At 57.1% G+C, this 21,538-nt stretch carries 21 protein-coding genes; 7 read left to right on the top strand and 14 right to left on the bottom strand.

The genetic code is table 11. The annotated features are described in order from the left end of the window. Nucleotides 1–136 precede the first annotated feature (136 nt). The 3 genes from VEG30_13295 (at nt 137) to VEG30_13305 (ending at nt 2,237) form a co-directional block, all read left to right on the top strand. A complete protein-coding gene (locus VEG30_13295; protein ID HXZ80899.1) occupies nt 137–562 on the top strand; it encodes a hypothetical protein in 426 nt (141 codons plus the stop codon). 114 nt (nt 563–676) lie between these two features. Beyond that, the gene (locus tag VEG30_13300; protein ID HXZ80900.1) at nt 677–1,240 is read left to right on the top strand and encodes a sigma-70 family RNA polymerase sigma factor; all 564 of its coding nucleotides are present in this window, start codon (nt 677–679) and stop codon (nt 1,238–1,240) included. Beyond that, complete coding sequence (locus VEG30_13305; protein HXZ80901.1) at nt 1,233–2,237, top strand: VOC family protein; 1,005 nt, start codon at nt 1,233–1,235, stop codon at nt 2,235–2,237. The genes VEG30_13300 and VEG30_13305 overlap by 8 nt, the downstream gene beginning before the upstream one ends. Before the next feature lie 79 nt (nt 2,238–2,316). On the opposite strand, the gene VEG30_13310 is transcribed toward VEG30_13305, so the two are convergent. From VEG30_13310 to VEG30_13325, 4 genes are all read right to left on the bottom strand, one after another. After that, nucleotides 2,317–3,048, bottom strand: a complete 732-nt coding sequence (locus VEG30_13310) for a hypothetical protein (GenBank protein ID HXZ80902.1) — start codon at nt 3,046–3,048, stop codon at nt 2,317–2,319. A gap of 190 nt (nt 3,049–3,238) precedes the next feature. After that, nucleotides 3,239–3,982 carry a response regulator gene (locus VEG30_13315; protein HXZ80903.1) on the bottom strand — a complete coding sequence of 248 codons (744 nt, stop codon included), beginning with the start codon at nt 3,980–3,982 and terminating at the stop codon, nt 3,239–3,241. 349 nt (nt 3,983–4,331) lie between these two features. Continuing rightward, nucleotides 4,332–4,880, bottom strand: a complete 549-nt coding sequence (locus VEG30_13320) for a hypothetical protein (GenBank protein HXZ80904.1) — start codon at nt 4,878–4,880, stop codon at nt 4,332–4,334. A 95-nt stretch (nt 4,881–4,975) separates the two neighbouring features. Then, nucleotides 4,976–5,410, bottom strand: a complete 435-nt coding sequence (locus tag VEG30_13325) for a MerR family transcriptional regulator (GenBank protein HXZ80905.1) — start codon at nt 5,408–5,410, stop codon at nt 4,976–4,978. Between the two features lie 563 nt (nt 5,411–5,973). Between VEG30_13325 and VEG30_13330 the strand changes: the two genes are divergently transcribed. The 4 genes from VEG30_13330 (at nt 5,974) to VEG30_13345 (ending at nt 10,153) form a co-directional block, all read left to right on the top strand. Then, entirely contained in the window at nt 5,974–7,650 is a 1,677-nt protein-coding gene (locus VEG30_13330; GenBank protein ID HXZ80906.1) for a hydantoinase B/oxoprolinase family protein, read from the top strand. Between the two features lie 31 nt (nt 7,651–7,681). Continuing rightward, on the top strand, nt 7,682–8,266 hold the full coding sequence (locus VEG30_13335; GenBank protein ID HXZ80907.1) for a DUF1572 family protein: 585 nt from the start codon (nt 7,682–7,684) through the stop codon (nt 8,264–8,266). Between the two features lie 197 nt (nt 8,267–8,463). Further along, nucleotides 8,464–9,684, top strand: a complete 1,221-nt coding sequence (locus VEG30_13340; protein HXZ80908.1) for a glycine C-acetyltransferase — start codon at nt 8,464–8,466, stop codon at nt 9,682–9,684. A gap of 58 nt (nt 9,685–9,742) precedes the next feature. Beyond that, nucleotides 9,743–10,153, top strand: coding sequence for a DUF2085 domain-containing protein (locus tag VEG30_13345; GenBank protein HXZ80909.1), 411 nt, complete (start codon nt 9,743–9,745; stop codon nt 10,151–10,153). A gap of 142 nt (nt 10,154–10,295) precedes the next feature. Here the strand turns inward: VEG30_13345 and VEG30_13350 are convergent, their stop codons facing one another. The 10 genes from VEG30_13350 to fabZ all read right to left on the bottom strand — a co-directional run bounded on the left by VEG30_13350 (nt 10,296) and on the right by fabZ (nt 21,507). Then, on the bottom strand, nt 10,296–11,645 hold the full coding sequence (locus VEG30_13350; protein ID HXZ80910.1) for a dihydroorotase: 1,350 nt from the start codon (nt 11,643–11,645) through the stop codon (nt 10,296–10,298). Beyond that, on the bottom strand, nt 11,642–12,658 hold the full coding sequence (locus VEG30_13355; GenBank protein ID HXZ80911.1) for an aspartate carbamoyltransferase catalytic subunit: 1,017 nt from the start codon (nt 12,656–12,658) through the stop codon (nt 11,642–11,644). Before VEG30_13355 ends, VEG30_13350 begins: the two co-directional genes overlap by 4 nt. Nucleotides 12,659–12,761: 103 nt before the next feature. Next, entirely contained in the window at nt 12,762–13,334 is a 573-nt protein-coding gene (gene pyrR / locus VEG30_13360; protein ID HXZ80912.1) for a bifunctional pyr operon transcriptional regulator/uracil phosphoribosyltransferase PyrR, read from the bottom strand. A 150-nt stretch (nt 13,335–13,484) separates the two neighbouring features. Further along, nucleotides 13,485–14,204: an OmpH family outer membrane protein gene (locus VEG30_13365; protein ID HXZ80913.1), complete on the bottom strand. Its 720-nt coding sequence runs from the start codon at nt 14,202–14,204 to the stop codon at nt 13,485–13,487. A 176-nt stretch (nt 14,205–14,380) separates the two neighbouring features. Then, nucleotides 14,381–17,194, bottom strand: a complete 2,814-nt coding sequence (gene bamA / locus VEG30_13370) for an outer membrane protein assembly factor BamA (protein HXZ80914.1) — start codon at nt 17,192–17,194, stop codon at nt 14,381–14,383. 369 nt (nt 17,195–17,563) lie between these two features. Continuing rightward, nucleotides 17,564–18,691, bottom strand: a complete 1,128-nt coding sequence (locus VEG30_13375; protein ID HXZ80915.1) for a Gfo/Idh/MocA family oxidoreductase — start codon at nt 18,689–18,691, stop codon at nt 17,564–17,566. A 70-nt stretch (nt 18,692–18,761) separates the two neighbouring features. Beyond that, nucleotides 18,762–19,235 carry a DinB family protein gene (locus VEG30_13380; protein ID HXZ80916.1) on the bottom strand — a complete coding sequence of 158 codons (474 nt, stop codon included), beginning with the start codon at nt 19,233–19,235 and terminating at the stop codon, nt 18,762–18,764. A 30-nt stretch (nt 19,236–19,265) separates the two neighbouring features. Beyond that, a complete protein-coding gene (gene lpxI / locus VEG30_13385) occupies nt 19,266–20,105 on the bottom strand; it encodes a UDP-2,3-diacylglucosamine diphosphatase LpxI (protein HXZ80917.1) in 840 nt (279 codons plus the stop codon). An 8-nt stretch (nt 20,106–20,113) separates the two neighbouring features. Then, nucleotides 20,114–20,890 (bottom strand): acyl-ACP--UDP-N-acetylglucosamine O-acyltransferase, encoded by a 777-nt coding sequence (gene lpxA / locus VEG30_13390; protein HXZ80918.1) that lies wholly within the window; start codon nt 20,888–20,890, stop codon nt 20,114–20,116. 113 nt (nt 20,891–21,003) lie between these two features. Then, nucleotides 21,004–21,507: a 3-hydroxyacyl-ACP dehydratase FabZ gene (fabZ, locus tag VEG30_13395; protein HXZ80919.1), complete on the bottom strand. Its 504-nt coding sequence runs from the start codon at nt 21,505–21,507 to the stop codon at nt 21,004–21,006. Nucleotides 21,508–21,538: the final 31 nt, after the last annotated feature.

The raw sequence follows: 21,538 nt of genomic DNA on the forward strand, positions 1-21,538 counted from the left end.
CCGACCATTGTTCTCACCATAGGAATTCCTTCATTTTTTCTTATCCCTTCCTGGTCCTAGGGTTTACATCTGTTTCCGTGAGCGTATGATGGTGCGCCATTTCGCAGGACCAATCAAAAAGGGAGGCATGGACGCCATGAAGAGAGTATGTGGGCTCTTTTTGTTGCTATTTGCGATTCCGTTGCTTGCGCAGGAAAATTTCACCGAGGGTCCGGTGTGGCGGGTGACCATCGTGAAGATCAAGCCAGCACAGTTCGATGCGTATATGACTACGCTGAGGCAAACGACCAAGCCCCTGCTGGATGAAGAAAAACGCCAGGGCATAATCGTCGATTACAAAGTGTTTCTCAAAGAAACCCAGGCGAGTCCGCACGATTGGGACATCGCCCTGGCCGTCCAGTACAAGAATCATGCCGCGATGGACGGGCTGACGGCTAAGGGGGAAGCCATCCGTGACAAGATTCTGGGAGGCAAACAGCCGGCCCAGCAGGTAGCGGAGAAACGGGTAGAGATGCGTGAAGTCATCAGCTCCGAGTTGTTGCAGGAGATCACATTGAAATAAGAGGGCTTGAGTTCGATGGGCGGCCCCGTTGGCCAATGAAACGGGGCCTTTTTATAACTTTCCCGAAGCGCCGTAACCTTTCTTTGGCTCGGCAGTTTACCTGAATGAGAGAGGATGATGGCGGCCGGCAAATCTGCACCGACGATCTCCCGCGGAGAAGCTGAGGAGCGCCTTCTTGTGGAGGCCGCGCAGAAGGATCCGACCCGTTTTGCCGAGCTCTATGAAGACAATTTTGAACGGGTTTATGCCTTCATTCGGCGGCGTGTCCGCCAGCGTGAGGTTGCGGAAGACCTTACGGCAGATGTGTTCCACAAAGCGCTGGTGCATCTTCCCAAGTTTGACTGGCGAGGCATTCCGTTTTCGGCATGGTTGCTGAGGATTGCTTCTAATGTGATTGTCGATGAATGGAAGCGCTCCCGCCGTGAGGTGGTGGAAGACCCTCCCGAGCAGGCAGGCGGCGAAGTCGATGTGGAGGAGTTAGAGAACCGTGCCCGCCTCTTTCGCCTGGTGGAGCAGCTCCCGTCTGATCAGGGGCGTGTAATCGCAATGCGCTTCGCCGATCAGAAAAGCATTCGTGAAATTGCTCACGAAATTGGACGCAGCGAAGGGGCAGTGAAACAGCTGCAATTTCGCGGGCTGAAGATGTTGCGCACTCTGTGGGGTAGCAAGCATGGCTAAGCGACCCTTGTCGGAACAACTCGATGAGCTGGTACAGGCGATGCTGGACCGCCCAGATTCCTCGCCTCCGCAAGTGGACGCCAAGGTAGCTCCGTTGCTGCCAGTGCTGAAGGAGTTGCGAGAGCTGCCACGCCCATCATTCAAAACCCAACTCAAGTCCGATCTGCAAAGGAGGATTACCATGATGACGCAATCATCGGCTGTAACTGCTGAGGCAAAGCGTACGATCAACCACCTACCCGAAGGTTTCCACACTGTGACGCCCTATCTGATAGTGAGCGGGGCAGCGCGACTGATGGATTTCCTGAAGCAAGCTTACGGTGCGCAAGAGAAACTGCGGGTGCCAAAGCCGGACGGCAGCATCATGCATGCCGAGATGCGGATTGGCGACTCTGCACTCGAGTTGGCGGACGGCAACGAGCAGCATCCGCCACAAGCGGTAGCCTTGCACTTCTATGTGGAGGATGCTGACGCGGTCTATGAGCGTGCATTGCAGGCGGGAGCTACGTCCTCACACGTGCCCGTGAACCAGGAATATGGCGATCGCGAAGCGTCGGTGAAGGATCCTTCCGGAAACTCCTGGTATATCGCCACCCATCAGGGGGCTCGCTATATTCCGGAGGGGTTGCATAGCATCACGCCTTACCTGCACCCTCGCGGAGCGGCAGCGATGATCGACTTCCTGAAGCAAGCGTTCGGAGCGGAAGAGGAAGCCCGCTATCAGAGTCCGGACGGCGTTATTCAGCATGCGAAAGTCAGAATTGGCGATTCCGTTATTGAGATGGGCGAGGCGCACGGGGAATATCAGCCCGTGCCAGCTACGCTGCATATGTATGTCCAGGATTGCGATGCCCTCTACGAACGCGCTCTGGGCGCAGGGGCCAAGTCGCTGATGGCGCCGAAGGACGAACCTTACGGAGATCGCGCCTCCGGAGTGGTGGATCCGTTCGGGAACCGCTGGTTCATTGCCACGCACATCAAGGATGTGCAGTTCTAGATTGGCAAAGGGCGGTAACAGGCGTACCCAGGTTAGCGCCGGACTGCATGGCGCGAACCTGGGGCACCTTCTGGGGATGCTAATGCCGGTGGGTCAGGCTCTTGAAGAGAGTCGGCCAGTATTCCTTCATCAGGTTGGCGCCAGCGTGCGTAGCCAGCAAGACTCCATAACGGCTAAAGGTCCTGCCAACGGTCCGCTCATTCTCCGGGAGGTAGCTGTTGGCCAGCCCCGAGGCCATCAGGGGTCCGACTAATCCTCGCCAGTTGACAGCATTGCCGCCGCTATCGGTGCGCGTCACTACGACTCGGTACAGCGCATACTTCAGGCTCTGGCCGAAACTGCCGTTACCCATCACGAAGAAACGGGGATCCTGGTGCAGGGCGGAGCTGATTATGAAGGTTCCGAAAAACTGGTCGGAAGAGTTCAAGGCCAACCCAGCTCCAAAGCGTTTGAAGTACCCGCTCGCTCCCTGCCCGTAGCCGCTGGGCGAATTGGTGGCTTGCGCGATTCCCGCCCCGAGCGCCGCCCCGACAAATGCCGCTCCGGAGGTGCTATTGCGAAGGAATAGTCCAAATTTTTGTCCGCTGGTCAACGGCTTATCACTGGTGGCGAGGTCGGGGAAGAACATGGACTGTTTCGTCAAGAATTGGAATTCCCTGGGCACCGGCAGATTGGACTTCTGTTTACTGCTGGCTGCGGGGGATGGCGGGTCATTCACGGTGCGGGAGCTATCCTGAGCGACAAGCGAGCAATTCGCGAATAACACTCCCACCGCCAGAAAACGCAAAAGTGTCAGAGGCCCTGCTTTCATAGTTGGCACCTTTGACCGCCTTAGCGGTCCTTGGGAGATTTCATCCGACAAGCGAAAACGTCTTTAGAAGAAGACTCCTGGCCTAAGTAGTTCGGGGCACGTTCTTACTATATCTGCCGCTAAAGGAGGAGTGGCAAGCCTACCACAGCCCGGCAATGAGCATGCAAAATTCGTGATCTTCGGTTGCGACTCAACCTAGCAGGGCAATGCGAGAGTTGGGCAGGCGGAATGCTGTCAGTACGGAAAGCAGGCGTGAACGAGTGAGCGGTTTGTGCAGGAAACAGCTGGCGCCAGCAGCAAAGGCCCGCGACAACGCCCCCAGTTCGTCCTCCCCAGTCACAACAACGATGTGAGCTTTACTGTTGGTGATCGACTGACGGGCGAGCTTGGTCAGATAGAGGGCGTCAGGCCCAGGTAAGCGAAGGCCGATCAAGATCAAGTCGAAAGCTCTGGCCTGGATTTCTTTGGCTGCAGCCCAGCCTTCGTCCGCTTGCACACAATGAAATCCTTCACCTTGCAGGCATTCGCGAAGAAACTCCAGGGTTGCTGTATCGTCCTCTATGAGGAGAGCGGTTGTGGGGGCTTCGGCGCGGGCTGGAGGTTTTCGCAACCGCTCATATCGAGCGCGCCTAAGGCTCGACCAGACCTCGCTGGTCAACGATTCGAGCAGCACAAAACCGTAGCGAGTGCCGCGCCGGTTTGCCACCAATGCCGGGACTTTGCGGCGAGTAGCGGCACTTTCAGCGTCGTAATATTCGAGACTAACGCGTTCGCTGATGTCCAAATCAGCGCTGATCACGATTGCGCCGACGCCGCCATCACTGACATCGCGGCAAAGTGCGCGGTAGCGTTGGCCGCTGGCAGTGATAACCAGCATGCTCTCGCGCGTCTTTCGCCTGGGGAATTTGCGTCGATCGCGGCGTGCCACCGGCATTCGCAGTGGTCCTCGTGAGTGGTTAATTATCCGATATCAAAGGGCCCAAACTGCTTATGTGAATTCTTCTTCTTCTCGGCTTGACGGCCTGAGATCGCCGAAGATATCAGCTCGCGGGTCCCTCATCCGGTTCCCTGCGAAGCAGGTGATGTCGGCGGAGTCAAATATCAGTTCGCGGACTGGGGGGAGGTTCTGAATAGGGAACGCTGCCCGCCCGCCTTCTTGCTCAGGATTTTGCGGCGAGAACCGAGTTCTGCAAAGTAAGGTGACCCGCAGCCAGTGCATAGCATGCTCTTTTTCCAGACGCCGTACAAGATAGGACGCTAGCGTCGAAGCAATTCTAATCCGGTCAGGATTCGTTTTGCTTACGAAGCGGCTGCTTGATGAAGACCACCTTCTGATCGATCCCCTGCTCTCCGCTATCGATATGTCTTTGAATGGTCAGCTCTTTACCATCCCCGGACAGCGACCATCGGCTGGTCCAGCGAACACTGGGCGTTTGCTTCAGACCCCGAGGCTTGACGCGCGACTCATTAACCAATGTCCGACCGTTCCAATAGCTACGGGTCAAGGTATCCCCGTCCTCGTTAGAGTCTGTAACCCTCTCCTCACCATCAGCGGTTAACTCTGTTCGGGTGCGGCGGCCATCCTGGATGTAGTCAAATTCCAGCTTGGCTCCAATATGTCGAATCACGTACTGTGCCGCCATTGGGGGTGTAACTGGACCAAAAGAGCTTTTGTCTGGATCGAGGTTCCAGATGCCGGAGAAGTTCGGCTTGGTCGTATCCTGAGCGATGGCAGGCAGGAAAACAGCCAAAAGGAAGAGCAGGCCGACTACCAGGGACAGCGCATACCTGGCCGGAAAGAAACGGGAATGCCAAACAGCCTTGAGCATCAACACTCTATCGTACCGTATTCTCGCGCAGTTGCGCACTTGTCTGCCAGCGAGGCCGGCAACTTCCTAATGGGTAGGATGAGCGTGAAACGACCCAGCTAATGGCGTCCAGCAGTTGGGCGAGCAACTTTGCTCTTTGTTGATAACAGGCTAAGGATTTCCTGCAGCTGCTGACGGACTCGGCGCAGGCCATCCTGCTTGACAATGGCTTGAAAGGGCAAGGCTGGCTGCGACTTCGACGGCTTGCCTTCCGCCTTGAGCAAATGACGCGCGCCCGCGATAGTGTAGCCATCCTCGTACAGCAGCTTGCGAATTCGTACCACGAATTCCACATCCCGACGCCGATACATGCGCTGGCCAGTGCTGCCCTTGGCAGGCTTGAGCTGAGGGAACTCGGTCTCCCAAAAACGCAAAACGTAGGGTGGCAAGTGACACAAGCGGCCAACTTCGCCGATTCGAAAATAAAGTTTGTCCGGAATATCGATCTCTTCGCCCTTTTTTCTGTTGTCGGATTTCCGGGTGGCAGTGCTCATGAAGATACCCTTCTAGCGAAGCTCTGGCGCGCAGCGGTGAAGAAGTCTACGTCAGACCACAATCGTATCCGCTTCTTCTAGCACGGAGTCACTCGCAAGAACAACTTGAAAACCGGACAGGCCCACAAAAAAGAAGGACAGGTACCGATTTCCACCGCAAAAAGGGCCCCCAAATGGAGGCCCAACCCTTTTCCGAGTTTCGGATGACCCTGTACAGTCGGGCTCCGGTTATTACTTCTTTTTCTTTGTGGCCTTTTTTGCTTTCTTCTTTGTAGCCATGGTCAAGCCTCCGTTTTTTGTCCCTGACACGCGGTCCGCATGTAAAGGAAGTTTTCTTGCTTCTCCCAATCTAGGGCCCTGAAAAGCTGCACCTTCGCCCCATTACTTGGAGCAGAGGTCGCACTAACGCAAGATATTGCGGTGTATCAATTGAGCTTGTCAAGAAAAATGTATTGTCAAGTCTGACGCTTTCTGCTAAGTCGGCCCGATTTCGTGGCTGCATTGGGTAGTTCAAATCGCGCGCGTGCCCGGGCGGGAGTTTTTCTGGCTACAATCTGAAGCTGATGCCTCGCCGCGATCCCGTCGAGCTTGAGATCTTCAAGAACCTATTCCACTCTATCGCCGAGGAGATGGGCGCCGCACTTCGCCGCACTGCCTTTTCTCCCAATATCAAAGAACGCCGCGATTATTCGTGCGCGGTATTCGATGCTCAGGGCGATGTGATCGCAATGGGCGATCACATGCCCGTTCATCTCGGCTCCATGCCCATGTCGGTACGGGCGGCAATCGAACAGCTGCAGCTGGGGCTGGGCGATGTGGCCATGCTCAACGATCCTTTCCGGGGCGGCACGCACTTGCCCGACATTACCCTGGTGGCTCCTGTTTTTATCGGCAGACGCGGCGAAGGCAATGGCAGGAGTCAACCACTGAAGAGACTGCCAGAGCGGAAGAATAATCGGGCTAAGCCTGACTTCTACGTCGCTTCGCGCGCGCACCACGCCGATGTTGGCGGGACCTATCCCGGCTCGATGGGGATTTGCCGGGAGGTGTATCAGGAAGGGTTTCGTGTTCCTCCGGTCAAGCTGATCCGTGGTGGGACGATTGACCGTGATGTCCTCTCATTGCTGCTGGCGAATGTGCGGACGCCTGGCGAGAGGGAAGGAGATCTGAGCGCACAAATCGCTTCCTGTCACACGGGCAGGGTGAGGCTGGAAGAGATCTGCTCCCGCTACGGGCTGGCGCGTGTACGCCGAGCTGCCCAGGATCTGCTGGCGTACTCTGAGGAGATCATGCGGGCGTTTCTGGCCCTGGTCCCTGCTGGCACCTATAGGGCGGAGGATTTTCTTGATGACGATGGAGTCAGCGATCAGCCGGTCCGCATTCGAGCCTCGATAGCCTTCCGAGCGGCTGCACCGGTTGGCCGCTATTCCGCTTCAGGCAAGGCTGGGGAGAAAATCGTAATTATTGATTTCCAGGGCAGTGATGCACAGGTTGCAGGCAGTCTCAACGCAGTGGAAGCGGTCACGTGGTCCGCCTGTTTCTATGTGTTTCGGTGCTTGCTATCGGAGGATGTTCCAGCGACAGCGGGATTGATGCGTCCCATCCGCGTGATTGCTCCCGCAGGGACGATAGTCAATCCTGGTCCTCCTGCCGCGGTGGCCGGCGGCAATGTCGAAACTTCGCAAAGAATTGTGGACGTTCTGCTGCGAGCGCTGGCCCAGGCGCTGCCACAGCGCATCCCGGCGGCCGCCTCGGGAACGATGAATAACCTGACGGTTGGTGGCATTGATCCGAGAAGCGGCGAACCTTTCGCGTACTATGAAACGGTCGCTGGGGGGATGGGGGCACGCCCCTCTAAGGCGGGAGTCTCGGGCGTGCATACCCACATGACAAACTCTCTAAATACACCGATAGAGGCGCTGGAATACGCGTATCCTTTCCGGGTAACCCGCTACGCCCTGCGGCCCGGCAGTGGCGGTATTGGAAAGTACCGGGGCGGGGAGGGCATCATCCGCGAGATTGAAGTGCAAGTCGAAAGCGAGGTTACGATTCTTTCTGATCGCAGGAAATTCGCGCCTTACGGTCTGGTGGGCGGAGGGGACGGCACTCTCGGAGAGTCTGTGATAGTGCGTCGAAACGGCGCGAAGGAACCCCTAGCGGGGAAATCGCATGTCCGGCTGCTTCCCGGAGAGCGCATCCGCATCGAAACTCCAGGCGGGGGCGGATGGGGGTCAGCCTGACAGTGCAAGCGTTCTGTCAAAAAGGAACCACATGACCGACATTGCCGCTCACTATCTCGATGAGGCTCTTCGCCAACTGCGTGGCTACAAGCGTCTAGGGGACAGCGCTTTTGCGCAGCTCCGGGATGAAGAATTCTTTCGCACTCTTGATTCCGAATCGAACAGCGTGGCCATCACGGTGAAGCACCTGGCAGGCAACATGCGCTCCCGCTTCACCGATTTTCTCACCAGCGACGGCGAGAAGCCCGATCGCCAGCGCGACCAGGAGTTTGAGCTTTCCACTGGCACTACGCGCGAGGAAGTAATGCGATGGTGGGAACAGGGCTGGGCCTGGGTCTTCGATGCTATTAACCCTCTTAAGCCTGAAGATCTGGGGCGCACGGTGACCATTCGCGGCGAGCCGCACAGCGTGTTGCAAGCCATCAATCGACAAATCGCGCATTACGCCTACCACGTCGGGCAGATCGTTATCCTGGCAAAGCACTTCCGCGGGCGGGATTGGAAATCGCTGAGTATTCCCCGCGGCAAATCCGAGGAATATAACGTTCGCAAGGCCGCCAAGGACCCTACTGCGCGACAAGAGATCAGCGCAACTCCCGCGGGCTCGAAAGAGTGAACCGGTCATGGGTAGGCGAGCAAGTACGCTGTTGCCGGCTGTAGCAGGTCTTCTGTTGTTGGCGGCGAATCTTCAGGCCGAGTTGAACCCTCCTTAGCGTCCGCAGCGCCGAGCGGACGCCAGTGCAACCAGCGAATGCCGACTCGTTGTAGAATTTTTGTTCTTGTGCCGTCCGGAATTCAATGCGTGGAGCTTTGATGCCGACCCAGACGCCGACTCGCACCAATCCGCTCTCCTATCTTGGTGATCAACTTCAAGAGCTGAAAGTTAAGGGCACGTACTTCCGCCTGCGAGTGCTGGAAGACGAACAAGCGCCGGTCTGCACCTTCGATGGCAAGAGGGTGATCAATCTGGCTTCCAACAACTACCTGGGATTGACGACGCACCCGAAGCTGCGCGAGGCGGCGCTGGAGGCCACCCGCAAATATGGAGTGGGATCAGGCGCGGTGCGCACCATTGCGGGGACGATGTCGCTTCACATGCAGCTCGAGGAGAAGATCGCGCGTTTCAAGAACGTGGAAGCCTGCGTCGTTTTCCAGTCGGGGTTCACGGCCAATGCGGGCACGGTTTCAGCGATCCTGGGCAAAGAGGATTTCATCATCTCCGACGAGTTGAATCATGCCTCGATCATCGATGGCGCCAGGCTCTCACGGGCCAAGATTCTGGTTTTCCACCACAAAGACATCGCTCATGCGGAAGAGCATCTTGCCAGCGTCAAGGACGAGCCGGGGCGAAAGCTGCTGATCAGCGATGGGGTTTTTTCCATGGACGGCGATATCGCGCCGTTACCTGGGCTTTGCGATCTCGCGGAAAAGTACGGCGCCATCATGATGGTGGACGATGCGCACGCCTCCGGGGTGCTGGGACGCAATGGCCGTGGCACAATCGATCACTTCAACGTGCACGGACGGGTAGATGTGCAGGTGGGCACGCTTTCCAAGGCCATCGGCGCGCTTGGGGGCTACATCTGCGGATCCCGCGAGCTGATCGAGTTCCTGTACCATCGCGGGCGTCCGTTTCTGTTTTCCACCTCACATCCGCCGTCGGTTGCTGCTACCTGCATCGCCGCCTTTGAGGTGTTGGAGCAGGAGCCAGAGCGCATCGAGAAACTCTGGGAGAACACACGGTATTTCAAGAAGGAGCTGGGCAATCTGGGGTTCAATATCGGTGGACGGAACACGCCCGCCAGCGAGACGCCGATTACACCCGTCATTGTTGGAGAGGGGCGACTGGCAATGGATTTTTCCCGCGAGCTCTTCCAGGAAGGTGTCATGGCAACCGGCATCGCTTTCCCGACGGTGCCCGAAGGCAAGGCTCGCATCCGCACCATCATGACCGCGACCCATACCCGACAGGAATTGGACCAGGCGCTGGAAACATTGAAGCGGGTTGGCAAGCGATTGGGAATCATCTCCTGAGCTTGTGACTACGACGATACTTCGAAGTAAGAATCTCCAACTCGCAAGTTTCGCAGGGATGTTGGCCATCGCAGCCGTGGCCGCACCCGTGCTGCTTCATTTCAATTTCCCATTTGCAGCCGTGAGCTTGCGGCTCTTCTTCGCGAGCGTGTGTCATCAGGATGCAAACCGCTGTTTCGCTGTTTTCGCCATTCCGATTGCGGTTTGCGCAAGATGCCTGGGGATCTATGCGGGAGCGGTGGCGGGCTTTTTGCTGAAAACCGAGCGCACGACAGCGGTTCAGGCATTGATCGGTTTCGCAGTCATCAATCTGGTCAGTGCGTTGGCAGAACTGGCTGGACTGACAGTAGGGAACAGGTTGCGCTTCTGCCTGGGAGTTGGATTGGGAGCAGCAGCAGCGAATCTGCTGGGGAGCAGGCCGCGGATTACGCGGATAGAAGCGGTTGAGAGTCAATTCATTGGGAATTGAATCATTAGAGCTCGGCATCTTCCTGCATCTGGTCCTAACTCTTGGAGACGAACTGCAAGCTCAGAATGAAGTTTCGGACCTGAGAACACGGCTAGAAAGTCGTTGGCCACCGATGACACGGATCTCCACGGATTTCTAGAAGTCAGTCGTCGACCCGGTACACGACCTTCCCGCCCACGATTGTGGCTACCGCCATGCCGGTGAGCTTCCAGCCGTCGAAGGGACTGTTTCTCGATTTCGAGCGCGAGCGAGCGGCTTCGAAGGTCCAACGCTTCCGCGGGTCGAAGAGGGTGAGGTCGGCTCGGGCGCCTTCTTCCAGGCTGCCGCGATCGCGGCAGCCGAGAATGCGAGCCGGATTTGTGGAGAGTAGTTCCACAATTCGCTTCAAGGAAACATGGCCGGGCACGTAGAGCTGAGTGATGGCCAAAGCCAGTGCCGTCTCCAGTCCGGTGATTCCGAAGGCAGAGCGCTCGAATTCGACTTCCTTTTCGTGCATGGCATGAGGGGCATGGTCGGTGGCGATGGCATCGATGATGCCGTCACGCAATCCCGGAATGAGCGCATCCCGGTCGGCACGCGAACGCAGAGGAGGATTCATTTTGAAGCGCGTGTCGTAGTCGCCGACGTCCTCGTCGATGAGGGTGAAATGATGGGGCGTGACCTCGCAGGTGACATGAATGCCCTGGCGCTTGCCGCGACGTACGGCATCCATCGCTTCTGCCGTGGAAAGGTGAGCCACGTGCACATGGCCGTCAGTCTGGCGGGCAAGTTCGATATCGCGCTCGACGATGCTCCACTCCGAGCGATTCGAGATGCCCCGCAGGCCCAGGCGAAACGCTACTACTCCGGCATTCATTACCCCGCCGGTGCTAAGACGGGTATCCTCGGCATGTTGGATTACCGGGAAGTCCACTCGGCGGGCTTCCCGCAGAGCCATCTCCATAATGTTGTCAGCCAATACCGGGTGTCCGTCGTCAGAAACGGCGACAGCTCCAGCCTGGCGCAAAGCTGCATAGTTGGTAAGCCGTTCGCCCTTACTCTCAACCGTAGCAGCAGCGACCGGGAATACAGTGACGATCGCGTCTCGGCCCGGCTCCTGCATCCAACTCGTGATCTCGGGCGAATCATTTACTGGAACGGTATTCGGCATAGCGCAGACCGCGGTAAAGCCGCCAGCTGCGGCTGCCGCGGTTCCAGTGGCAATGGTCTCCTTGTAGTCCTGACCGGGCTGGCGCAAGTGAACGTGCAGATCGATAAAGCCCGGCGCCACGATAAGCCCACGCGCCTCGAAAACCTCGCCCGCGCTCTGCTGCAGGTTGCGGCTGGGATTGATGGCGGCTACCTTGCCGTCGCGCAGCAACACATCCACAAGATCGTCGAGATCGGAGGCGGGATCGATCACGTGCCCGCCGCGAATCAGCAGCGAGTTCGCGCCTTCACTGCTGGACGTTTTCCTGGCCACGCGTTTCGTCATCTGCACCACAGGTGTCATCGTACGTGGCTGGCTCCGAGCGCTCGCGCCAGAATCGCCATCCTCACCGCCACGCCATTGTGAACCTGATCAAGAATTACCGACTGTTGGGCATCGGCCACGTCGGAAGTCAGCTCGAGACCGCGAATGATCGGCCCGGGATGCATCAGTAACACACCCTTTTTGGCCCAGGCGAGCCGGTCGAGCCGTATCTGATAGCGCTCGATGAATTCGTCGAGACTAATTTGCAAGCCAGCCAAACGTTCTTTTTGTATTCGCAGAGCAATGATGACGTCTGCGCCTTCCAGGGCGGTCTTCAACTCGCGCGTGATGCTGACGTGTGGCGCCAGACTGGTGGCCAGCTCTGGTACCAGCTCCTGTGGGCCGCAGAGCACCACTTCTGCCCCTGCCTTGGTAAGCAGATGTACGTCAGAGCGCACCACCCGGCTGTGGAAGATGTCCCCCACCATGGCAACTCGCAGTCCTTGCAGTTTTTTCTTCTGTTGGAGAATGGTAAAGGCATCGAGCAGGGCCTGTGAAGGATGCTCGTGCATTCCATCTCCGGCGTTGATGACCGGCACGGGAACGTGGCGCGCCAGCAAATGCGGCGCCCCGGATGACGGATGGCGGATCACGATGGCCTGTGCTCCAAGGGCGGTCAAGGTATAGCCGGTATCGATCAGGGATTCCCCTTTTTCAATGCTGGAAGCGGCGGCAGAAACCAGGGATGTAGTAGCACCAAGAGCCTTGGCCGCGAACTCGAAGGAGACTCGAGTGCGAGTAGAAGGCTCATAGAACAACAGGACGAGCCGCTTGCCTTGCAAGAGCGATGACCGAGGAGAAGTCTTGAACTTAGCCGCCTGATGGAGGATGGCCAAAATCTGGTCCCAAGAGAGCGGTTCGATTCCGAGCAGGCCTCCAGGGTGCACAGTGCGAGGGTGAAGAGCGTTGGAGGAATCGCGAGCGGCAGGAAGGGTGGGGGTTTTTCGCGAACTACGCGCTGGTTTAGAAGCAGTGCGTCCAGTCGCCTTCATGCCCTTCTAATCCTTGGGAAATGCAGCAGGATAAAACGAGGGATCGAACAAAAAAGGATTCTTAAACGGAGTGCCTGCCTTACCAGCAATGCACGCTGCACGGTCAGACTTGCTTCTCCACGAGCAAGACTTTTTCCATATTGTCAGTCTCATTCAGCTTGACTTCGATAATTTCGTTATCGGACGTTTGTACGTATCGGCCCACGAATGCAGCTTCAATAGGCAGCTCGCGGTGACCGCGATCGATGAGCGCGAGCAGCTGTACACGACGCGGGCGTCCGTGGTCGAACAAAGCATCCAGTGCCGCCCGCGTGGTTCGCCCGGTGTAGAGGACGTCGTCGACGAGGACTACGTTCATCTCCACGATATCGGCTCCGAGGTCACTCTTCTGTACCAGTGGCTTAGGGCCCACGGTGGAAAGGTCATCGCGATAAAGGGAAATATCCAGAGTTCCGACCGGAACTGGCTTGTTCTCGATGCGGCCGATCAGCTTAGCGATGCGCTGGGCGATAGGTATGCCGCGGCGCTTGATGCCGATCAGGACAAGCCGTTCGGTGCCATTGTTCTTTTCGATGATTTCGTGGGCCAGCCGCACAAGCGTGCGCTCAATTTCGGAGGCGGACATCAGCTGGGCTTTTTCGCGCAGATTAGCTCGGATCGCAGTCTCGGGGGTCATCCCGCGCATGATACGCGTTGGGCAGGGAGGCGAGCAAGGCAGAGCGCCCCGCAATTGACTTACACGAAGACCCGTCCCGATTTAAAACAAAAGGCCACCTTATCGGGAGGTGGCCCTCTATCAGTCTTTAGTCCTTGGTCGCGTTGGAGATTACTGCGGCTTAGTCGTAGCGGGCGGCGTAGTCGTCGGCTTTGAACTACTGGTTCCCGGGGTCGCAGGCTTGGCACCGCCGGTCGCCGCTCCACCACCAGGTGTGGGCCGCACGGCCGAGGTTGGCGGTTTTGCGCTGCTGGAAGCCCCGACGGGAGCGGCAACCCCCGATTGCGCGTTATATAAATCAACGATCTCTTTCGTGATGTTGGTCGACTGGCCCGCCCAAACTACCGGGCTCTGCTGACCGGAAACGTCCAGAATAAGGCCGTAGTTGTTCTGCTTGGCGAATTTGTCCACTACGTCCATGAGCTTGACGCCAATTTTTTGCGCCAGTTCGTTCTGCTGGGTCTGGTATTCGTTTTGGGCATCCTCGAACGAGCGCTGCAGATTCTTTTGCTTGGATTCGATATTCTTGACCAGAGTGGCGCGGGCGTCATCGTTCATCTTGTCGCCCTGGGTGTTGAGCTGCTTCTTCAGGTCGTCGATTTCCCTATTCAGGTTCGCCAGTTCAGTCTGCTTAGGTTCGAATTTCTTTTGCAGCTGTTGGAAATCGCGCTGGCCCTCATTAGTCGCCAGGATCGCGTCCTGAATACTGATAATACCAATCTTGTTGGACAGCTGAGATGCTGACGGCGCTGCAGGCGAAGCCGCCTGCGCAAAACCGGCAGCCGATAACAGCAGCAAGGGCAGAAGTGTGCGTTGAGCGTAACTAGTCATTGGTTGTGTCGTGGACTCCTTGGAGAAACCCATCCCGGGAACGTCGAACCTTCAGAGGCGGACCTGAGTCCGCCACTACCCTCTGATTTGGAGGTGTGGAATAACCGAGCAATTATAGGTTGCGCAATTGTCCAGCGTCAAACCAAGGGAACCCTCTGGCTCACTTCCGGAGAGCGCTAGAACGTGGTGCTCACAGTAAAGCGGAAGGTCTTTTTGGGCTCGCTGATGGTGTAGTTGGGATTCAGGTTTCGCTGCACCAGTTGGAACGTAGTGTCGCCTGCGCCCCCAACCGGGAACATGCTGCGAGTAATGGCGTTGGGAGTCACTGTGACCTGGTCGATACGTAGCGGGTTATAAGCGTAGTAGATGCGGAACGGGGCATTGATTACCGGCATAATGACTTGCAATTCGAGCCCGGTGGACATGCGGGGAGCGTAATTGGTCCCAGAAGCAATCTTCAGTTGGCCATTGAAGTTCAGATTGGAGCCGCCAACGCAGTTAAACGTAACATCGAGCGAAGGACAACCAAATGCGGTGGAATTGAGGCTTGCCAGTTGGGTCTGATTGATCTGCAGCTGGGATTCGCGCACCACGAAGTTCATGCCGAAATCGACAAAGGGCGCCAGGGTCACGGGGCCGGCAATGGGCATCCGGTATTCCAAGTTGCTGACCAGGCTGGTGTCGCCGCCCGGAAAAATGATGCGGCTTACGGGCAAGGGTATGGCGACCGTACCCCGCCGGGGATTATTTGGATCCTTCAAGACTCCAGTGCAGCCGGTGGGATAAGTTCCCTGGCTGACGCAGGGATCGCTGGCGTTCACCAGGGGAACGTCCTGCCGCTCGACGAAAAAGGCAACCGGGGAAACGGTGCGGATGTCGAACCCGCGAAGGTCAGTATCTCCACCAAGGTAGAAGCGCTCAAAAGGCGGGGCTACACGTCCGCCGTAGCCGGTCAGGAAGCTGCCCTGCAAACGAAATCCCAGCGCCTGCCTGGCATCCTGCCTGGCAACATGCTTCAGACCACGCATGGGAATGAACTGCTTGTATTCGACGATCGGCCGTATGGCCGAGACATTACCCCCAAGCCCAGAGATTTCCCCGCCTAAGAAAATGCTCCTGCCATACATGGGGTGCTGTGGATTGTTGATGGTATTCATGGTGAAGCTGGGAACGACTTTGCTGGTGATGATCCCTTTCAGAGCATCCGGACCAGACACGTTGCGGAAATTCAACTCCTGGAAATAGAGGCGTGAGAAGTCGCTGAAGACTTCAATCGATGATGAGGAGAACGAATAAGTGATGCCCACGCTCTTCAGGGAGCGACGCAGTGGATAGCTCGCCGACACGGTGAATCCGGTGCTCGACTGGCTGTAGTTCTGCAGAGTCTGCAAAACGCTTTCTGGAAGATTGACTTTCTGCCCGGCAACGACCTCGGTCTGTTTAGCCTGGTTGTAATCATAGCGGTTGGTGAAAACCGTGAAGCCTAAGCGCAGCGGCCGATCGAACATGTAAGGTTCGGTGAAACCAAACAGAACGTTGCGCGAGAGGTCGCCTACCGAGGCTTGGACTGTGAGGGTCTCGCCCAAACCAAGAAAATTGTTGGTTTCATAGGTGATTCCAATAAACGAGCCGGACAGACCACTCACACCGCCATTAAGACCGATGCTGTTTTTGCCTTTTTCCTTCACCTTCAGGGTAAGGTCGACGGTGCCATTCTGATTGTCCTGCTTGATCTCAGTGTCCTGCTCGGGTTTGAAGGGTTCGAAATAGCCTAACTGATTCAAGCGAAGCAAGCTGAATTCCCAGCGCTTGCTGTTGTAGACGTTGCCCTCTTCCAGCGCCAACTCACGGCGTATCACTTTGTCGCGAGTGGTGGTGTTGCCCTTGAACTCAATGCGGCGGACGAAATACTGCTTTCCCTCATCCAAGTCAAACTTCAGGTTGATTACTTTCTTGTCTTCGTCTATCTCAGTATCGGGAACCGGGGTGAAGTTGATGTATCCCAGCTCGCCGTAGGCATCGCGCAGGTTCTTGATGCCTTTGCGCATCAGCTCCACATTGAAAATGTCACCATCTTTCATGGGAATCAGTCTGCGAAGCAGGTCAGTGTTAGTGACTGCCTTGTTGCCACTAAAGCTGATCGTGCCCAGGCGGTAGCGGTCCCCCTCCTCTATAGGCATGGTGATATCAACTGCCTTGCCGCCGCCTTTCTGAACGATGGGGAAGTGGAATCCACTGGTGTCGTGAATCTCGGTTTTAGGGGTCTGCACTACGGCTTTGAAATAACCCTTTTGCTGGTAGGCATCTCGTACCCGCTCGGCGTCCTCCTCCAGCTTGGAGGCGTCGTAGGTTTTGGAAAATAGATTTTCCAGGAAGATGCTATGCGGGATGCCGATGGGCTTCAGGTTTTTCATCGAGCTACGCAGGTAGCGCGAGCTCTCGTGGGGGTTACCTTCAAACTTGATGTTGCCCACCTTGACCTTGGGGCCTTCCTTGATGACGAAGGTCAACCCGACAGCGGCGGGGGGTATAGGCCGCACTTCCGAGCGGATGGTGGCAAATTGGCGGCCGTGCTCGGCCAGGAGCTCCTTCAGCACCACTTCCGCTTTTTTTACCTTGGTCGGATCGTACTGGCTTTCCTGGGTAAGACTGACCTTGCGTTCCTTGAAACGATCCAGGACGTCGGATTGTGAAACCGAACTGAGACCTTCGTACTTGATTTCGCGGATCGTGGGTTTTTCTTTTACATAGACGTGAAGAATCCAGCCGCCCTCAGGCGCTTGTTCCCGCTCGATGCGGATGTCCTCAAAATAGCCGGTGTTCCAGAGCGAATTGAAGTCACGCTCTACTTCGATTGGGTCATAAATATCACCTCGCTTCACGGTGAGCCGGGCATGGATGGTTTCCTGCGGAATGCGGCGGCTGCCGTGGATCACGATATCGCGAATGACGTCCTGTTGGGCGCCAGCGAACTGAGCCAGGAGAAGCAAGACGCTCAAAAGGAGGGGAGCGAGGCAGCTACGCTTCTGCACCCGGAGAGATGCGAGGGCGACGCTGAGTAAACCGCTTGAAGGCTTGGGAGCGCAAACCTGCGCGCTCTTCTCTTCCTCGCTGGGCAAACTTCGGGAGCTAAGAATAAAACCCACCCTCACGGAACAGCCGGGATGACAGAATTGTGAATTATAAAGTCCCGCCGCCTCTCACGCCAAAGAGAACAAACACAAGGAGTAACAGAAATCCCCGGCGGGCCAAGACGTAGCGATTGTGGGCTGCAGCGCGCAGTCCGCGAAATAGTTTTTGTAAGTTGGAAGCGAGGCGAAGGTCTTTGGGATGCCCGAGGCAATCAGGATAGCGAATCGCTAGCTGCCTGGCTGAAGCGCCCGCAGGTCGAATCGATGGGCATGTTCCTCGATGGCGGATTGCACGAGCAGGGCCACTTCCAAAGCGCGCCGTCCTTCCGCAAGCGAGACTTCTGGCTGGGTACGGTGGCGAACTGCCTCGAGAAAAGAGCTTAACTCCGCTCGTAGCGGTTCCTGCTGCTCCACAGCCGGCTTGGAGAAGGTGATCCCCGCTTGTGCCAAGACCGCGGCGCCGGTGAGCATTGCGGAAGCCGGCCCGAATTTCTGCCCAGCCATGGCCGGGGTTCCCGCGGCCGAGGGCGAGTTAATCCTACTGGCTGAACCGGCCGGTTGTGCGCTGTCGATTAATGAATCAGGGCCAGCGGTAACAGTGAATGCCAGAACCTCCTGTCGCGAGTAATCGATGGAAATATACTGTCGCGGCTGAAAAAATCTCAGCTTGCGCACTCTCTCCGTGCTTACCCGGCTGGCGGTGAAGTTGGCAACACAGCCGGACTCAAACTCCATTCGCACATTTGCGATATCCACTTTGTGGGAAAGAATTGGCAATCCCACAGCCCGTATCTCGCGCACCGGCGACTTTACGAAAGCCAGCACAATGTCCAAGTCGTGGATCATGAGGTCAAGCACGACGTCCACATCCAGTGAGCGGGGACTGAAGACGCTGAGCCGATGCACCTCGAAGAACATCGGCTGGGTCAGCAGAGGCAAGGTGGCGCGTACCGCTGGGTTGAATCGCTCCAAATGCCCAACCTGCACCAGACGTCCGGTATGTTTAGCTATGGCCGCGATTTCGTCAGCCTGTGCGAGGGAGGCGGCCAGTGGTTTCTCGATAAGAACGTCAATGGAATTTTCCATCAAGGCACGAGCGACCTCGAGGTGGCGGTCAGTGGGAACTGCCACCGAGGCAGCGTCGATCTTTGCAGAGCGAAGCGCTTCCCCGAGAGATCCGAATGCCAGAGCCCGAAATGGTGCGGCAACAATCTGAGCACGAGGGAGATCCGTGTCCACCACCGCAACCAGTTCGACTGGATATCCCGATTCCTGCAGTTCGTGATAGACGCGGGCATGGTTGCGCCCGAAAGCGCCGGCTCCGATGACTGCGACAGGCAGGTTTTCAGCTTCCATAGAGGCAAATGTGGGAACGGATGTCTCGTCCGTTCAGGTTGATGTCCCGCCTCGACAATCTTGCGGCGGCTTACCAGCGCTCCAGAGAGCTGGCCTTCTTCAAAAGTGCGATCTGTCCGGCGTGATAGAGATCGTGCTGGACCATGCCGTGCAACATAAACCAGATGTTGTGAGGACGGTTCGGCACTGGATCACTCAAACGTGCCTCCGGTAGAGCTAAGGTTGCCTCATGTAGCCCGCGATGGGCGGTCTTCAGATTGTCCAACGTCGCCTGCCACGCCGATTCGCCGACGTCTTCCACCGGAGGCCAATCCTGCTCGCCTCGCAGTTCGATAGCCTCCCCCCGCATGCGAACCGGGATGGCACGCTTCCAGGCGGTCAGGTGATAAACGATCTCCCAGATGCTGTGGACCTCATTCACCGGATGAGCTGCCGCGGTAGGTGCATCCACATCCCCGAGCAACTCCAGGAGCGACGGACCATGCCAGGCCTCGCGCTCGAAGGCACGCTGCATCTGATCGGCAATTCGCTTTACTTCGCTCATGTTTTCCTCCCACGGGTGCCGCGACCATGATCAATCGGCCTGGATAGCTATTCCCGACAGGTTGGCAGCATTAAGGACGTTATCTCCATCGATCAGCAAACATTTTCCGGCATCCACGGCCAAGCAAGTAGCCCCAGCTCGCTGCATTACCTCCATTGTCCTTACGCCGATTACCGGGACGTCAAAGCGCATATCCTGTTTTGGTTTGGCCACTTTCACCACCACCAGGTTGCGATCCAAAGTGGAGGCTGCTCCTGCTGGGGCCAGTGTCGCCATGATCTTTCCAGCTCGCTCTATGGTAGCGTCGGTTCCCTCCATGGCTTCGAGGGCAACGCAGGCTGCTCCTGCAACCACCACGGTCTGCCCGATGTCATATTGCGCCAGGTGGCGTGCGACCGCACGTCCGTACTCGATATCGGCGCGCTCCTGTTGGCTGGGGCTGCGGGCTGTCAGGATTCCGGCTTTGGCCAGCAGCGGCTCGAGCATCTCGGCGGAGTTGACCAGCGTGATGCCTTCGTCGGCAAGTACGCGAGCCACAGCGCCAATAAGGGCATCGGTATTGCGGGTTCGCAATCCCAGAAGCAGCTTAGCCAGCCGCCAATCAGGACGAATGCTGGAGAAGATCTGCTTATGTTTTACCTGCCCAGCCATTACAGCGCGTGCGATGCCCGCCTGCTTGAAGGTTTCGATCAGGCGGGAGAGCTCCCCTAGCGAGAGCCAGTGCACTGCCGCCGCACCCTGTTGTTCAATCTCGGGAGAGGCCTCTTCCTTGATGGCCGCTACCACTACCTCCAATCCCCGAGCCTTGGCAGCCTCCAGGACGAGAAAAGGGAAACGTCCATTTCCGGCAATCAGACCCAGCCTGTCCATGCCTGTCATTATTTGATCACGCCACGCTCAGAGGTTTCGATGAAGCGGATGAGCATCTCCACATCTTCGCCACGATCCGGCTCTGCCTTGAGCTTGGCCAGCGCCTGGGAAGTGTTCATCCTGGAAGCCAGCAGGATCTTGTAGGCATGATGAATTTTGCGGATCCTCTCGGGCGAAAAGCCCCTCCGTTCCAATCCTACCGAATTCATGCCGAAGGCATGCACGTCACGAACGGCGCTGGTCCTGGAAAAAGGCAGCACGTCCTGGGTAATGGTGGTTCCTCCGCCGATGTAGGAATGTGCACCGATACGCACAAACTGGTGTACCGGGCAAAGCGCGCCTACCACCGCCCACTCTTCCACGGTGACATGGCCAGCCAGGGTAGCGGCGTTGATCAGCATGGCATGATCTCCGATCTGGCAATCGTGGCCGATGTGGGTGTATGCCATGATCAGGACATCGTTCCCGATGCGCGTGACCCCGCCACCCTTGAGGGTTCCGCGGTTGATGGTCACCGACTCGCGAATCACGTTGTTGTCGCCCATATCCAGCCGTGTGGCCTCTCCGCGATAGCTGATGTCCTGCGGTTCGATGCCTACCACGGCAAAGGGAAAGATTCGATTGTTCGTGCCCATACGAGTGGGGCCGTGGAGCACGACATGGGAGATGAGCTCGCAGGATTCACCTAGCTCCACGCCAGCACCTACGATGCAGTATGGACCGATTGTGCAAGATTGCGGGATCATCGCATCCGAATCGACTATCGCTGTAGGATGAATGGGCATCAGGAGCGCGAGACAGGCAGCATTGACAGTTGCAAGAGTAGCGCAGGTGCGAGACAGGTGTTCATTCGTAATTTGGATGCGTGATCGACGGTTTCATCCGTGGACGAGATTGGTTATTCCGTTTCCCTGGAAGATTCCGGTTCCCGGGGCACCACACGGCAGGTGACTACGGCTTCTGCGACCAGTTTGTCGTCCACAAAGATGTCTCCCTGCATACGCACGGCCACGGTACGCCAGGCCAGCACGGTAACAACGATTTTCAGCTGGTCTCCGGGAATTACCGGCCGCCGGAAGCGAGCCCGCTCGATACCGGTGAACACCATCAATTTGGCGTCGCGGTCGGGAATCTCAGTCAACAACAATGCTCCGCCAGCCTGCGCGATGGCTTCCACCATCAACACTCCTGGCATGATAGGAAAGCCGGGGAAATGGCCGGCGAAGTAAGGCTCATTGATGGTCACGTTCTTAAGCGCGACGATGCGCTGCTTGCGCGTCAGCTCAGTTACCCGGTCAATGAGCAGAAACGGATAACGATGAGGCAGGATTTTTTGGATTGCATTTATGTCGAGCACAGTCTTGCCCTCACCGCTGTGGTTGACCGGCGGAGCTGGCGCCATAGTCACGGATTCAGAATCGGACGGCATTGCG

The organism is Terriglobales bacterium (genome assembly GCA_035624455.1).
Lineage (GTDB): Bacteria > Acidobacteriota > Terriglobia > Terriglobales > Acidobacteriaceae > DASPRM01.

What these genes read in the sequence shown, in the direction of transcription:
- VEG30_13295 (HXZ80899.1), top strand. Translation starts at nt 137, where the DNA reads ATGAAGAGAGTATGTGGGCTCTTTTTGTTGCTATTTGCGATTCCGTTG.
- VEG30_13300 (HXZ80900.1), top strand. Translation starts at nt 677, where the DNA reads ATGATGGCGGCCGGCAAATCTGCACCGACGATCTCCCGCGGAGAAGCT.
- VEG30_13305 (HXZ80901.1), top strand. Translation starts at nt 1,233, where the DNA reads ATGGCTAAGCGACCCTTGTCGGAACAACTCGATGAGCTGGTACAGGCG.
- VEG30_13310 (HXZ80902.1), bottom strand. Translation starts at nt 3,048, where the DNA reads ATGAAAGCAGGGCCTCTGACACTTTTGCGTTTTCTGGCGGTGGGAGTG.
- VEG30_13315 (HXZ80903.1), bottom strand. Translation starts at nt 3,982, where the DNA reads ATGCCGGTGGCACGCCGCGATCGACGCAAATTCCCCAGGCGAAAGACG.
- VEG30_13325 (HXZ80905.1), bottom strand. Translation starts at nt 5,410, where the DNA reads ATGAGCACTGCCACCCGGAAATCCGACAACAGAAAAAAGGGCGAAGAG.
- VEG30_13330 (HXZ80906.1), top strand. Translation starts at nt 5,974, where the DNA reads ATGCCTCGCCGCGATCCCGTCGAGCTTGAGATCTTCAAGAACCTATTC.
- VEG30_13335 (HXZ80907.1), top strand. Translation starts at nt 7,682, where the DNA reads ATGACCGACATTGCCGCTCACTATCTCGATGAGGCTCTTCGCCAACTG.
- VEG30_13340 (HXZ80908.1), top strand. Translation starts at nt 8,464, where the DNA reads ATGCCGACCCAGACGCCGACTCGCACCAATCCGCTCTCCTATCTTGGT.
- VEG30_13345 (HXZ80909.1), top strand. Translation starts at nt 9,743, where the DNA reads ATGTTGGCCATCGCAGCCGTGGCCGCACCCGTGCTGCTTCATTTCAAT.
- VEG30_13350 (HXZ80910.1), bottom strand. Translation starts at nt 11,645, where the DNA reads ATGACACCTGTGGTGCAGATGACGAAACGCGTGGCCAGGAAAACGTCC.
- VEG30_13355 (HXZ80911.1), bottom strand. Translation starts at nt 12,658, where the DNA reads ATGAAGGCGACTGGACGCACTGCTTCTAAACCAGCGCGTAGTTCGCGA.
- pyrR (HXZ80912.1), bottom strand. Translation starts at nt 13,334, where the DNA reads ATGACCCCCGAGACTGCGATCCGAGCTAATCTGCGCGAAAAAGCCCAG.
- VEG30_13365 (HXZ80913.1), bottom strand. Translation starts at nt 14,204, where the DNA reads ATGACTAGTTACGCTCAACGCACACTTCTGCCCTTGCTGCTGTTATCG.
- VEG30_13375 (HXZ80915.1), bottom strand. Translation starts at nt 18,691, where the DNA reads ATGGAAGCTGAAAACCTGCCTGTCGCAGTCATCGGAGCCGGCGCTTTC.
- VEG30_13380 (HXZ80916.1), bottom strand. Translation starts at nt 19,235, where the DNA reads ATGAGCGAAGTAAAGCGAATTGCCGATCAGATGCAGCGTGCCTTCGAG.
- lpxI (HXZ80917.1), bottom strand. Translation starts at nt 20,105, where the DNA reads ATGGACAGGCTGGGTCTGATTGCCGGAAATGGACGTTTCCCTTTTCTC.
- lpxA (HXZ80918.1), bottom strand. Translation starts at nt 20,890, where the DNA reads ATGCCCATTCATCCTACAGCGATAGTCGATTCGGATGCGATGATCCCG.
- fabZ (HXZ80919.1), bottom strand. Translation starts at nt 21,507, where the DNA reads ATGGCGCCAGCTCCGCCGGTCAACCACAGCGGTGAGGGCAAGACTGTG.